The organism is Arthrobacter sp. Y3223151 (assembly GCF_059091125.1).
Genome location: NZ_JBNHGI010000004.1, coordinates 124,705 through 137,007 on the forward strand (window position 1 = coordinate 124,705; position 12,303 = coordinate 137,007).

Here is a 12,303-nt window from a genome sequence, read left to right on the forward strand (position 1 = left end):
ATGGCCAAGAACGCCGAATTCGGCCCGCGCAAGGTCATTGTGACCGTCGCTCCCACCGGAGGGATGGCCACCAAAGACAAAGTCCCGAACCTGCCCGTCACCCCGGAAGAAATCGCCGACGACGTCGTCGCCTGCTACGAGGCCGGCGCGAGCGTTGCCGCCATTCACGCCCGCCGCCCCGATGGCCTGGCAACCTGCGACCCGGACACCTATGCCCGCATCAACTCCCTGATCCGGTCCCGCTGCGACATTGTGCTGAACAATTCCACCGGGGGTGGCATTCATGGAGACATGATCCACCAGTTGGACAACGGCCTCTGGGAAATCGACTTCAACGAAAGGATCAAGGGACTCGACGGCGCCGGAGCGGAGATGTGCACGCTGGACGCACATACGGTCTGCGCCCACGGCGGCGGCAGGGAACTGCTGGTGACCACCACGCCGTCGCGTTCGCGCTGGCTGGCCGAGCAGATGAAGGCGCGCGGAATCAAACCCGAGTGGGAGGTCTTCAGCATCGCTCACATCATCCAGGACGTGACGGAACTGATCGAGGAGGGTCTGGACGAGGCACCGTATTTCATCAACATGGTCCTCGGCGCGCATAAGGGATTCCAGGGCGCACTCCCCTATACGCCCAAACTGCTGCAAAGCATGGTCGAACACCTCCCCGAAGGCTCCATCTTCAACGTCAGCGCCATCGGCCCGGCCCAGCTGCCGGCGACCGTCCACGCCTTGCTCTTGGGCGGGCATGTCAGGGTCGGCCTCGAGGACAACCTCTCATATGAAAAGGGCGTCCCGGCCACCAATCTCGCGCTGGTCGAGCGTATGGTGCGCATCATCCGCGAACTCGGCATGGAACCGGCAACCCCATCCGAAGCCCGCACCCTCATGGGTTTGCCCGCCCTGGAGCGGGACGCCGCCAGTGCAGTGACGGGCTGAGCGATGGAGAATCCTGGGAGCCTGCACGGTCAAACCACTGTCGCCTGGGTCGATACGGATGCATCGGGCCGGATCCACTTCACTGCCGCCTTCCGCTGGGTCGAAGCCGTGGAGCACAACGCTTACCGGGCCGCAGGGCTCGGAGATCACATCCAGGCACTCCCCCGCCTCAGCGTTGGCGCCACCTATCGGCGGCAGCTCACTGCCGGCGATGGGATCAAAATCGAACTGCGGACGGCCCGCGTTGGCAACACTTCGATCGGTTACGAATGGACGATCCTCCATAACGGCGAGTCCTGCATTGACGGCCACCACACCGTTGTCCATGTCGGATTCGAGGGGAAGCCCACTCCGCTTCCAGAGGAACTGAGGGCCCTGCTCGCAGAATCCGCTCCCGCCTAACCCACTAAACTCCCGGCCCCGCCCGCCAGCTCTGCTCAACGGGCGGGGCCGTGAGGCACGCACACCGGGCGTGCCAGGTTCCACCAGCTACATCATCTGTTCAACGACGAACTAAGGAATCCAATGATGCACAAAAAGATCTGGCTCGCCGCGGCCTTCACCGCCGTGGCACTCAGCACCGCAGGCTGCAGCGCCTCCGGGGCTGCAACACCAAGTGGGCAAGCGAGCAGCCCGGACACCAACTTCGCTACGATCGCGGACGCGGACTTCGCCGGTACGAGCGGAAAGGCCCCTACAGCCACGGTCGAGACGGAGCCCGGCCAGGACGTCTGGATCCTGTCCTGCTCCCAAATGTCCGAGGGTTGTGCCACGGTCAGCGCTGCCGCGACAGAGGCAGCCGAGCTGCTCGGATGGAAAACCACGGTCTACGACGGTGCATTCGGCGTTGGTGGCGCCTATTCAAATGGAGTCCGACAAGCCATCGCAGCCAAGGCCGACGCGATCATCGTCGTGAGTGTTGACTGCAACCTGATCCAGGCACCTCTTCGCGAAGCCAAGAACGCCGGTATCCCCGTAGTCCAGGCTTTCTCATTTGACTGTGACGACCCCCAGATCGGCGGGGAGCCTTTGTTCACTGCGTCCATGAAGATGACCGAGGAACACCCGGATCTGGCAGGCTGGATGCAAGAATGGGGCGCGGCCAAGGCCCGGTGGATTATGTCCGAAACGAACGGCGAAGCCAAAATCATCAACACTGTCTTCGACGGTAAGATCCTGGGCAACCACGCCAACAAGGGTTTCACTGACCAACTGGCCGAGTGCGGCAAATGCGAAATCCTCGAAGACGTACACGTCGCCGACTCCGACATCGCCTCCGGCGTCCTGCGCCAGAAGTTTTCCGCGGCCTTGACCGCGAATCCGACGGCGAACGCCACCAACGCTCTCTTCGACGGATGGATGAGCGCTTCCGGTCTGGCTCAGGCCATTAATTCTTCGGGCCGGGGTGCCACGATCGCCGCCATGGGCGGCGAGGGTCTCGCGCCCAATATGGGATTCATCAAGGAAGGCCGAGGCCAAAGCGCCGCTGTCGCCTATGACGCCGAGTGGCTGGGATGGGCCACCGTAGACGTCCTGGCCCGCGCCTTCGCCGGACAGGAACAGGAGATCCAAGGTCTGGGCTGGCAGACGGTGGACGCCGCGCACAACACGCCCGACGGGGAATCGGCTTACAAATCTGCGTATGACTTCCGCGCAGACTACCGGACCGCATGGAACGTTAAGTGACAGCGCCCCGTCTCGCTCTTCATGGTTTACGAAAGGCTTACGGGAACACAATTGCGGTGGATGACCTCGGCCTCGAGATAGGGGCCGGGGAGGTCCATGCCCTGTTAGGCGCCAACGGGTCTGGGAAGTCCACGCTCGTCAAAATTCTGGCGGGCGTGACAACCGCTGACGCCGGGACCATCTCCCTGGCAGGCCGGGAACTGGCAGCACGGAATGTGACGCCGCAAGGGTCAAAAAACCTGGGATTACGCTTCGTTCATCAGGATCCCGCAGTGTTTCCCACGATGTCGGTGATGGAAAATCTGGCCCTCGGCCATGGCTATCCGACAAGACTAGGACGTGTTTCCTGGTCGGCTCTGCGGCAGCGGGCTGGTGCCCTGATCGACCGCTTCGACCTTGATTGCACGCCTGAGACAAAAATGGGGCGTCTCGGTCCTGCCCAACGGACAATGGTCGCCATCGCACGGGGGCTCCAGGACGAGCTCGACAATGGGAACGCCGGGCATCTGTTGGTCCTTGATGAGCCGACGGCGTCACTCTCCGCCACGGAGGCCGACCTTCTGCTGAGCTATATGCGGACGCTGGCGGATAAAGGGACATCAATCCTCTACATCACGCACCGGCTCCACGAGCTGCAGCAGGCCGCCGATACGGTGACCGTAATGCGGGACGGCGCTAGGGTCCACACCGGACCTTACGAGGCAGGCTCCCTCGACGTCCTGACCGAGCACATCGCCGGGCGGTCTCTGGGCGAGGTCTACCCGAGGCCTGCCGCGGCACCGGCAGAACCGGTCCTGACACTCGACAAATTGTCCGCTCCCGGGCTTCAGGACATTTCTTTCGCCGCCCACGCAGGGGAGGTGCTAGGAATTGCAGGCTTTCTTGGCAGCGGGCGCAGCCACTTGTTGGAATGCGTTTTCGGGGCGGCCCCGCATAACGGCCGTGTCATAGTCGACGGGCGACACGTCCCCGTGGGCGACATCAGGGCGGCCATGGACGCCGGCATAGCCTTGGTCCCCGAGGACAGGCTAGGCATGGCGGGTTTTCCTGGCCTCTCACTACGGGAAAACCTCTCGGCTGGCCAGACAAACCGCTACTGGCGCAAACTGCGGCTCGACGCCCGTCGTGAGCGGGCGGAATCGTCTTCCTTACTAGCCGACTACCTTGTGAAATCGGATTCGCCGGAGCAACCATTGTCCTCATTGTCAGGGGGAAACCAGCAGAAACTGATCATGGCCCGGTGGCTGCGCCGGTTCCCGCGCGCCATGCTGCTCGATGAGCCAACGCAAGGCGTCGACGCGGGAGCCCGGCCCGAAATTTACCGCATGATCCGATCCCAAACGGACGCCGGAGCGACCGCCCTTGTCGTCAGTTCCGACTTCGAAGAACTGGCGAACCTCTGCGACCGAGTGCTGATCCTTACCAACGGCCGCATCATCCACGGAGTGGCCGGTAGCAATCTGACGGCCAACAACTTGACCCGCCTTTGCTTCACCCAAGACGAAAGCAGGACGACATGACCGCCACCACGACTGCAGCTGATCACCGCAAGCCGGCGCGTCCGATCAGCAGTTGGGGCCGCACCCGACACCAAATCCTAGAGAACTACGGTCTGGTCGGAGTCTCGATCATCGTCTTTGTCTTCTTCTGCCTCTACGGCCAGACCGCCGGCATTTTTCCATCGCAAGCAAACATCACGACAACAATCGGCAACTCGTCAGTCGTCGCCTTGGCAGCGCTTGCCACCGTCATCCCATTCCGGGCGGGTTTCCTGGATCTGTCCGTTAGCGCCAGTATCGGCGTCGCCTCCGTCGTCACGGCAGCAGGCATGGCACACTTCGGGCTGCCCCTATGGGGAGCCATCGCGGCCGGTGTGCTGTCCGGGATTATGGTTGGAGTTTTGAACGGCTTCCTGGTAACCGTCGCGAAACTTGACGTCTTTATCACCACGTTGGGCATGGCAACCATCCTTTCCGGGATCCTTCAGTGGTACACCGGCGGAATGCCCATCACCACAGGCCTGTCGCTGGCACTGCAGGACTTCGGCTCGTTGACGTGGTTCGGGATCCCGCGCCTGGTCTTCCTGCTGATTCCGGTCATCGCGCTTGCCTGGTACCTGCTTGAACACACGCCCTTCGGCCGCGAGCTAACTGCGATCGGCTCAAATCCACGGGCGGCGCACATGGTGGGTATCGGGACTAAGCGCGTAATTTGGACCAGCTTCCTTCTAAGTGGCGCGGTCGCCGGAATCGCCGGGGTATTGCTGACGGCTCGCTCCGGCGGTGCTGACCCGCTGACCGGCCCAGGGCTGATGTTTCCCGTCCTGGCCGCCGTTTTCCTTGGCAAGACGACAATCCGGCCAGGACAGGCCAACGTATCGGGAACCATCATCGGCGTCCTGTTCGTGGCCTTCACCGTGAGCGGCCTGAGTATTGCCGGCGCACAGGCATGGGTCGGGCCGGTATTCAACGGCGTGGCCCTTGTCGGAGCAATTGCCCTCTCAACCTACTTCGGCCGCCGTAGAACTCCGGCGTGACCCTAATGGATGCTCCCCATCCGGACGAGACGTTTCGGTCTCCGCTTTGATACGTGAAACCGACGACCTAGGTTCAGGTGCCCGGCCGACCACCATCGCGATTTGGTCGGCCGCGGCGCCGGGACGGGCGGCCGGATATGTCGTCCACGAGATGCGTCAATGTTTCCCGCAGCCAACGGTGCCCAGGGTCGCTTTCATGTCGTTCCGTCCACACCATGATTTCCCGTACCGGTTCAAGCCGGATCGGTGGTTCAAGCAGGCGTAGTTCAACTTCGTTTGCCACCAGGAGCCCAAGCTTCTCGTGGATTAGGGACATCAGACGGGTACCGCGCAGCAGGAACGGGGCGAGGGTCATGCTGGTGGTCAACTCAACGTTGCGACTAATGCCGAGGGCGTCAAGCTGCATCTCGGCGAGCGACGGGAGACCGCCAACCCGCGTGGCGAGGTAGGGCAGCGCGGAGAAATCCTCGCCAGTTAATGACTGGCCGACGTCCGGATTATCGATCGCGACTGCGCACACGTATCGATCTGTAAAAAGGGGCGCGTGGTGATACTTCGTGTAGTCCGGCAAGACCCCGGCCGGGACGATGAGCAGGTCCACCTCGTTTCCGGCAAACCGGTCCGCGAAGTCGGCGCCCAAAGGCTGGATATGGAGCCGGACGCCCGGTGCGTCTTCGTTGAGCCGGACCAACATCTCGTGCAAGAGAATCAGGGTCACGTAGTCGCTGGCCATGATTGTGAACTGTCGTGAGTCGGTGCTCGGATCGAATTCCTCGGCACGGCGCTCCAACAACACCTGAAGATTCGCGAGGGTCTCCCGCACAGGACCGGCCAACTCCTCTGCAAACGGCGTGGCTACAAACTCCCGGCCTTGACGGACCAGAATAGGATCTCCGAAAAGTCTCCGGATCCGACCAAGCGTGGCGCTCATGGCCGACTGCCCGACAGAAAGCCTGGCCGCCGCTTTGGTGACGTTGCGCTCGGCCATGAGCGCGTCGAACGCGACCAGCAGGTTCAGATCGACGCGGCTCAATTCCAACAATTCATCTCCCGGCAGTCAGTCCCTTTATCGTAAACTCTCCATCAACGCTTCCCGCGTGCTTCCCTGGCAGGACGTCCAATCGTCGGCGAAAATTCGACGGGATGGGCATCGAACTCATCAAGCTTCTCGATTCGGCTCTATGGAAGAGAGCGGGTTTAGGATCCCAATCCGAGGAGGCCTTCCCAGGTGGGAAGAGTTCACCCCTGGGGGTGGGGGCACAAAACAACGCAGCTCAGTCGAATCCAATCGACTGAGCTGCGTTATCGCCTGCTAAAGCGAGATTTTTAAACATTAAATCTAAATTCAACCACGTCGCCGTCGACCATGACGTAGTCCTTGCCTTCGATCCGCACCTTGCCGCGGGCCTTGGCCTCGGCCATGGACCCGGCCTCCACCAGATCGGCAAACGAAACCACCTCGGCCTTGATGAAGCCGCGCTGGAAGTCCGAGTGGATCACGCCGGCGGCCTGCGGAGCAGTGTCGCCCCGGTTGATGGTCCAAGCGCGCGCTTCCTTCGGCCCGGCCGTCAGATAGGTCTGCAAACCCAGCGTGTGGAAGCCCACCCGCGCCAACTGGTCCAGCCCGGACTCGTCCTGGCCGTTCATCTCCAGCATCTCGCGGGACTCTTCCTCGTCCAGCTCCACGAGGTCCGCCTCCAGCTTGGCATCCAGGAACACGCAGTCGGCGGGTGCCACCAGCCCGCGCAGCTCGGCCTGCCGCTCGGGGCTGCCGAGCACGGCGTCGTCCACGTTGAACACATAGATGAACGGCTTGGCGGTCAGCAGGCTCAGTTCCCGGAGGTTCTCCATGTCCAGCTTGTCGCTCTCGACGGAGGAAAAGACGGTGTCGCCGCGCTCCAAGACTTTCTGCGCCGCCTGCAGGGCAGCCAGCTCCGCGGCGTCGCGCTTCTTGATCTTGACTTCCTTCTCCACCCGCGGGAGGGCCTTCTCCAAGGTCTGGAGGTCGGCCAGGATCAGCTCCGTGTTGATGGTCTCCATGTCCGAACGCGGGTCGACCTTGCCGTCCACGTGGACCACGTCGGGGTCGTCGAAAACACGGATGACCTGGGCGATCGCCTGCGCTTCGCGGATGTTCGCCAGGAACTGGTTGCCGAGCCCCTCACCTTCGGAAGCGCCCTTGACGATGCCGGCAATGTCCACGAAGGACACGGTCGCGGGCAGGATCCGCTGCGACCCGAAGATCTCCGCCAGCTTCTCCAGCCGCGGGTCCGGCAGCGATACCACGCCGACGTTCGGCTCGATGGTGGCGAACGGGTAGTTAGCCGCGAGCACGCTGTTGCGCGTCAATGCGTTGAAGAGAGTTGATTTGCCGACGTTGGGCAGTCCGACGATGCCAATAGTTAGAGCCACGGTAGTCAAGGATACCGTGGCCCGGACACATCGACCGGCGTGCCGTATTTTGTCCGCGGCGGCTGGCATGGTGAAGGTATGGATGCATCGCATGTACTTCTCGCCCTTCTGGCCCTGTTCGTGGGCGCCGCCGCCGGCGCCGCGGCCGTGGCCGTCCTTTTCCGCCGCCGGCTGGCGGATCTGCAGGACGCCGCGAAGGACGACGGCGACCGGCTGGCAGAGCTCTCGGCCCGCCTCGCCGGGGCGGAGGCGGAGCGCCGGATGCTCGCCGAGCAGAACGCGCAGCTTTACGTCCATGATGAGCAAGAGAACACCGTGCTGCGCGCCCTGATCCCGGTCGGTGAGAAGCTCAAGCTCGTCCAGCAGCAGGTCAGCCTGCTGGAACGGGACCGGGTGGAGCAGTTCGGCCAGTTGGCCGAACAATTGCGTGCGGCCCAGCGCAGCGACGAGGCGCTGATGCGTTCCACGCAGACGCTCGCCTCCGCGCTGCAGTCCAATTCCGCCCGCGGCCAGTGGGGCGAGGTGCAGTTGCGCCGGGTGGTGGAGGCTGCCGGCATGCTCGCCCGGGTGGACTTCGACGAGCAGGTGCACCTCGCCGGCGCGGACAGGACCGGCCGCCCGGACATGATCATTCGGCTGCCGGGTGGAAAGTCCATCGTCGCGGATGCCAAGGTCCCGCTGCGCGCCTACCTGCAGGCGCAGGAAATCCCGGCGGCCGCATCGGCCGCGGAACAGCAGCAACGGGTGGATCTGCTGAACGCGCATGCCAAGGCGGTGCGCGCGCACGTGGATGCCCTGGCGGGGCGGAAGTATTGGGAGAGCCTGCAGGCCTCCCCGGAGTTGGTGCTCTGTTTCCTGCCCTCGGAGGCGGTGCTCTCCGCCGCCCTGCATGCCGATCCCGGCCTGCTCGACCATGCCTTTGCCCGCAGCGTTGCGCTGGTCTCCCCCGTCTCGCTGCTGGCCACGCTGAAGTCGGTGGCCTTTACCTGGCGGCAGGAAGTGCTCAAGGACAACGCACGCGAGATCTTCGACCTCTCGCGGCAGCTCTACGAGCGGCTCGGCACGCTGGGCGATCATGTCACCCGGCTGGGTTCGTCGCTCAAGAGCTCGGTCGAGCGCTACAACTCGTTTGTGGGGACGCTGGAATCAAGGGTGTTGCCGACCGCGCGGAAGATCTACGCCTTCGACGGCACGTCCCTGGAGGAACCCGCCGCCCCGCCGGCCTTGGAGAACACGCCCCGGCTGCTCTCGGCCCCCGAACTGATTGAAGGCCGGGACCCGGCCGCGTAGCAGGGCAATCGGTACGCCCTGCAGGGCGGCCCATTGGGGCCACCCTGCGCAGCGGAGGCCAGGGTTAGCGGGCCGGGCGGGTGACGCGTCCCCCGAGGCCGCGGGATTCGTCGCCGCGTTCCTTGAGCGTGGCGCGCAGTTCCTTGGGCAGCGAGAAGAGGATGTCCTCTTGGGCGGTGACCACTTCTTCAACGTCGCCGTAGCCGTACTCTCCCAACAGGCGCAGCACCTCGCGCACCAGGACCTCCGGCACGGAGGCTCCAGAGGTCACGCCGACGGTGGCCACGCCCTCGAACCAGGACTCGTCAACCTCGTTGGCGAAGTCCACGCGGTAGGCCGCCTTGGCGCCGTATTCGAGGGCGACCTCGACGAGCCGCACGGAGTTGGATGAGTTTTCGGAGCCGACCACAATCACCAGGTCCGCCTGGGGTGCGATCTTCTTGATTGCGGCCTGGCGGTTGGAGGTGGCGTAGCAGATGTCGTCGCTCGGCGGATCCTGCAGAGCCGGGAAGCGATCCCGCAGGATGGACACGATTTCCAGCGTCTCGTCGACCGAGAGGGTCGTCTGCGACAGCCAGATCAGCCTTTCCGGATCGCGCACTTGCACTGTCCGCGCCTCGTCCGGGTTGTTGACGATCGTGGTGTGGTCCGGCGCTTCCCCGTAGGTCCCTTCGACTTCTTCGTGTCCCTCGTGACCGATCAGGAGGATCTCGTTGCCGTCGCGGGCGAACCGCACGGCTTCCCGGTGCACCTTGGTCACCAACGGGCAGGTCGCGTCGATGGTCCGCAGCTGGCGGTCCTCGGCTGACTGCACCACGGCGGGCGAAACGCCGTGCGCCGAGAAAACGACCAGGGCGCCCTCGGGCACCTCGTCGGTCTCTTCGACGAAGATCGCGCCCTTTTCCTCCAGTGTTGAGACCACGTGCACATTGTGGACGATCTGCTTGCGCACGTAGACAGGCGGGCCATAATGCTCCAGCGCCTTTTCCACCGCGATCACGGCGCGGTCGACGCCGGCACAGTATCCACGCGGGGCCGCCAGCAGCACCTTCTTGTCACCGTCCACGGGTGCGGCTGCCCAGACGTCGTCCGGGGTGCGGCGCTTGCGCGGAATGGTAGGCATGGAAAGGGAAACAGCAATACTGGCCATGCCTCTATGCTAGCCCGTGGGCCCGGTCCGCCGGGCCCCGCCCAGCACCGCCCGCAGAGTGAAACCGGCCACCGCGATGACCAATCCGGCGCCGGCAAAGACGGCGGCCCAGGGCCGGAAGTCGGCGACCGCCAACTCGACCAGCCTCCCCAGGAACACCTGGGCCAACGCACTTTCGCCCGCCGCGTTCGCTGCCAGCGGCGGTGCAAGCCCGGCGGCCAGCCAGAGGACCGCGCCCAGTAATCCCGCGCCGATACCGGCCCAGGCCAGCGCCGTGGCGGGACGCCGGGCGGCCAGCAGCATCAGCACCAATGCCGCAGCCGCTGCCACCGCCGCGACCCACCACAGCGACGGCAGGTCCCGCACCGAGGCCAGGACCCCGCCTGCCTCCGCAGAGCCCAGCGGCAACAACACCTGCTCGGGGCTCCGGATATTAGTACCCAGCGCGTCCGCTACCCGCGAAACCGCCAGCGCCACCATGGGGGCGATATCCAGCGTGACGGCCGCCTCTCCCCCGGAAGTCCCGGAGAACGTATGCGCGTGCGACAGGGCCAGCGACTCGTTCAGGGCCCGCGGAAATCCGGCCAGTTCGGTCATCGCCCCAGCGGTTCGCTCCACGATCGGCCGCACGAGTTCCTGCAGACCGGCCGGCAACTCTGCACTGCCGGCCACTTCTTCCGTGATGGTCGCGGCCAGCGCCGACCGGAACCCGTCGTCGTCGCCCAGCGGGGCGGCCAGGGACACGAAGCCCGCCCTGTCGAGCACCCGTTGGTCGGCCCAGGCCCCGCACAGCGCGGCCCCGGCGAGGAGCACGACCAGCAGCCCGCCGACCGCAGCCAACAACGTCCGCACGGTCGCCTCCGTTTCCTTGCTTGCTTCACTCAGATCCGGCGGGGCTCGAGGAGCGCCGCCTACCCCTACCCAGTACAACAGAGAATCCGATTGACAGGGATAACTGGTAAGAATGGAGGGTCTCCGGCAGCCGTCGGATTCACACCTCCGGAAGGGGCAATTCATGGAGTCAAGCGCGGTCCAAGGCGCCGGCACCGGACAATCGACCCTGCCCCCGACTGCCAACCAGACGACGGCGGACAACCCGTGGCCGCTGCGGCTGCTGTCCCAAAAGCTCAAGATGCACATCGACCGCGTGCCGCCCACCTGGGTGGAAGGCCAAGTCATTGAGCTCAACCGCCGGAACGCCACCACCTACCTGACGCTGCGGGACACGGACGCCGAGGCATCCTTCAGCCTGGTGGTTTGGGGCAGCGTGATGGCGCGCCTGGAGATGCCGTTGGAACCGGGCTCCCGGGTGGTGGCCCAGATCAAACCGGACCTGTACGTCAAGACCGGGCGGCTGACCATGCAGACCCGGGACATCCGGCCGGTGGGGCTCGGCGACCTGCTGGTGAGGCTGGAGCGGCTGCGCCGGGCGCTGGCCGCCGAAGGCCTTTTCGATCCGTCCCGGAAGCGGCGGCTGCCCCTGCTGCCGCACCGCATCGGCCTCATTACCGGACGCGATTCCGACGCCATGAAGGACGTCATCCGGAATGCCTCGCTGCGCTGGCCCGCCGTCGAGTTCGAGGTCCGGGAAGTTGCCGTCCAGGGCGTGAATGCCGTGGCCCAGGTGATGCAGGCACTCGCAGAGCTCGACGCCCGCAACGATGTTGACGTCATCGTCATCGCCCGCGGCGGAGGTTCGCTGGAGGACCTGCTGCCCTTCAGCAATGAGGACTTGGTCCGGGCGGTGGCCGCCGCCGCCACCCCGGTCGTGAGCGCCATCGGACACGAAGCGGACCGGCCCCTGCTCGACGACGTCGCGGACCTGCGTGCCTCCACACCGACCGACGCCGCCAAGCGCATCGTCCCGGACGTCAGCGAGGAACTGCATCGGATCGGGCAGGCCCGCGCCCTGCTTGCCCGTCGGGTGGAGCAGTTGGTCCACCGCGAAACCGAACGCCTGGCCGCGCTGCGCAGCCGCCCGGTGATGGCAAACCCCACGGGCATGGTGGACGTCCGGGCGGAAGATCTCCACCGGCTCGTCTCGCGGGCCCACCAGGCCGTCTCGGCGGCGGTTCACCGTGACACCGACCGGGTCGCCCACCTGAAGGCACAGGTGCGTGCGCTTTCCCCCCAAAACACCCTGGACCGCGGCTATGCCGTGGCCCAGCTGCCCGACGGCAGCGTGCTGCGCGACGCGGCGGACGCACCGGCCGGAACACGGCTGCGGCTCCGGGTGGCCGTCGGTGAAGTCGCCGCCGAAGCCCTTCCCTGACGCCCCTCCCGGAATTCC

At 64.9% G+C, this 12,303-nt stretch carries 11 protein-coding genes; 7 read left to right on the top strand and 4 right to left on the bottom strand.

Features of this window, described 5'->3' with window-relative positions:
* The 5 genes from AC5RUP_RS08005 (at position 1) to AC5RUP_RS08025 (ending at position 5,161) form a co-directional block, all read left to right on the top strand.
* The gene (locus tag AC5RUP_RS08005; protein ID WP_494153158.1) at positions 1–939 is read left to right on the top strand and encodes a beta-keto acid cleavage family enzyme; all 939 of its coding nucleotides are present in this window, start codon (positions 1–3) and stop codon (positions 937–939) included.
* Between the two features lie 3 nt (positions 940–942).
* Positions 943–1,341: an acyl-CoA thioesterase gene (locus AC5RUP_RS08010; RefSeq protein ID WP_494153159.1), complete on the top strand. Its 399-nt coding sequence runs from the start codon at positions 943–945 to the stop codon at positions 1,339–1,341.
* Positions 1,342–1,464: 123 nt separating this feature from the next.
* On the top strand, positions 1,465–2,625 hold the full coding sequence (locus AC5RUP_RS08015) for a sugar ABC transporter substrate-binding protein (RefSeq protein ID WP_494153160.1): 1,161 nt from the start codon (positions 1,465–1,467) through the stop codon (positions 2,623–2,625).
* A 56-nt stretch (positions 2,626–2,681) separates the two neighbouring features.
* Positions 2,682–4,145, top strand: a complete 1,464-nt coding sequence (locus tag AC5RUP_RS08020; protein ID WP_494158433.1) for a sugar ABC transporter ATP-binding protein — start codon at positions 2,682–2,684, stop codon at positions 4,143–4,145.
* Positions 4,142–5,161, top strand: a complete 1,020-nt coding sequence (locus AC5RUP_RS08025; protein ID WP_494023332.1) for an ABC transporter permease — start codon at positions 4,142–4,144, stop codon at positions 5,159–5,161. The genes AC5RUP_RS08020 and AC5RUP_RS08025 overlap by 4 nt, the downstream gene beginning before the upstream one ends.
* A gap of 73 nt (positions 5,162–5,234) precedes the next feature.
* Here the strand turns inward: AC5RUP_RS08025 and AC5RUP_RS08030 are convergent, their stop codons facing one another.
* Positions 5,235–6,194 (bottom strand): LysR substrate-binding domain-containing protein, encoded by a 960-nt coding sequence (locus AC5RUP_RS08030; protein ID WP_494153162.1) that lies wholly within the window; start codon positions 6,192–6,194, stop codon positions 5,235–5,237.
* 293 nt (positions 6,195–6,487) lie between these two features.
* Entirely contained in the window at positions 6,488–7,573 is a 1,086-nt protein-coding gene (gene ychF, locus AC5RUP_RS08035) for a redox-regulated ATPase YchF (RefSeq protein ID WP_494153163.1), read from the bottom strand.
* A 78-nt stretch (positions 7,574–7,651) separates the two neighbouring features.
* On the opposite strand from ychF, the gene AC5RUP_RS08040 reads away from it, so the two are divergent.
* Positions 7,652–8,863, top strand: coding sequence for a DNA recombination protein RmuC (locus AC5RUP_RS08040; protein ID WP_494153164.1), 1,212 nt, complete (start codon positions 7,652–7,654; stop codon positions 8,861–8,863).
* A gap of 64 nt (positions 8,864–8,927) precedes the next feature.
* Here AC5RUP_RS08040 and AC5RUP_RS08045 read toward each other — a convergent pair whose 3' ends face one another.
* Positions 8,928–10,013 carry a 4-hydroxy-3-methylbut-2-enyl diphosphate reductase gene (locus AC5RUP_RS08045; RefSeq protein ID WP_494153165.1) on the bottom strand — a complete coding sequence of 362 codons (1,086 nt, stop codon included), beginning with the start codon at positions 10,011–10,013 and terminating at the stop codon, positions 8,928–8,930.
* A gap of 9 nt (positions 10,014–10,022) precedes the next feature.
* Positions 10,023–10,865, bottom strand: coding sequence for a hypothetical protein (locus AC5RUP_RS08050; protein WP_494153166.1), 843 nt, complete (start codon positions 10,863–10,865; stop codon positions 10,023–10,025).
* Positions 10,866–11,028: 163 nt separating this feature from the next.
* On the opposite strand from AC5RUP_RS08050, the gene xseA reads away from it, so the two are divergent.
* Positions 11,029–12,285: an exodeoxyribonuclease VII large subunit gene (gene xseA / locus AC5RUP_RS08055; RefSeq protein ID WP_494153167.1), complete on the top strand. Its 1,257-nt coding sequence runs from the start codon at positions 11,029–11,031 to the stop codon at positions 12,283–12,285.
* Positions 12,286–12,303: the final 18 nt, after the last annotated feature.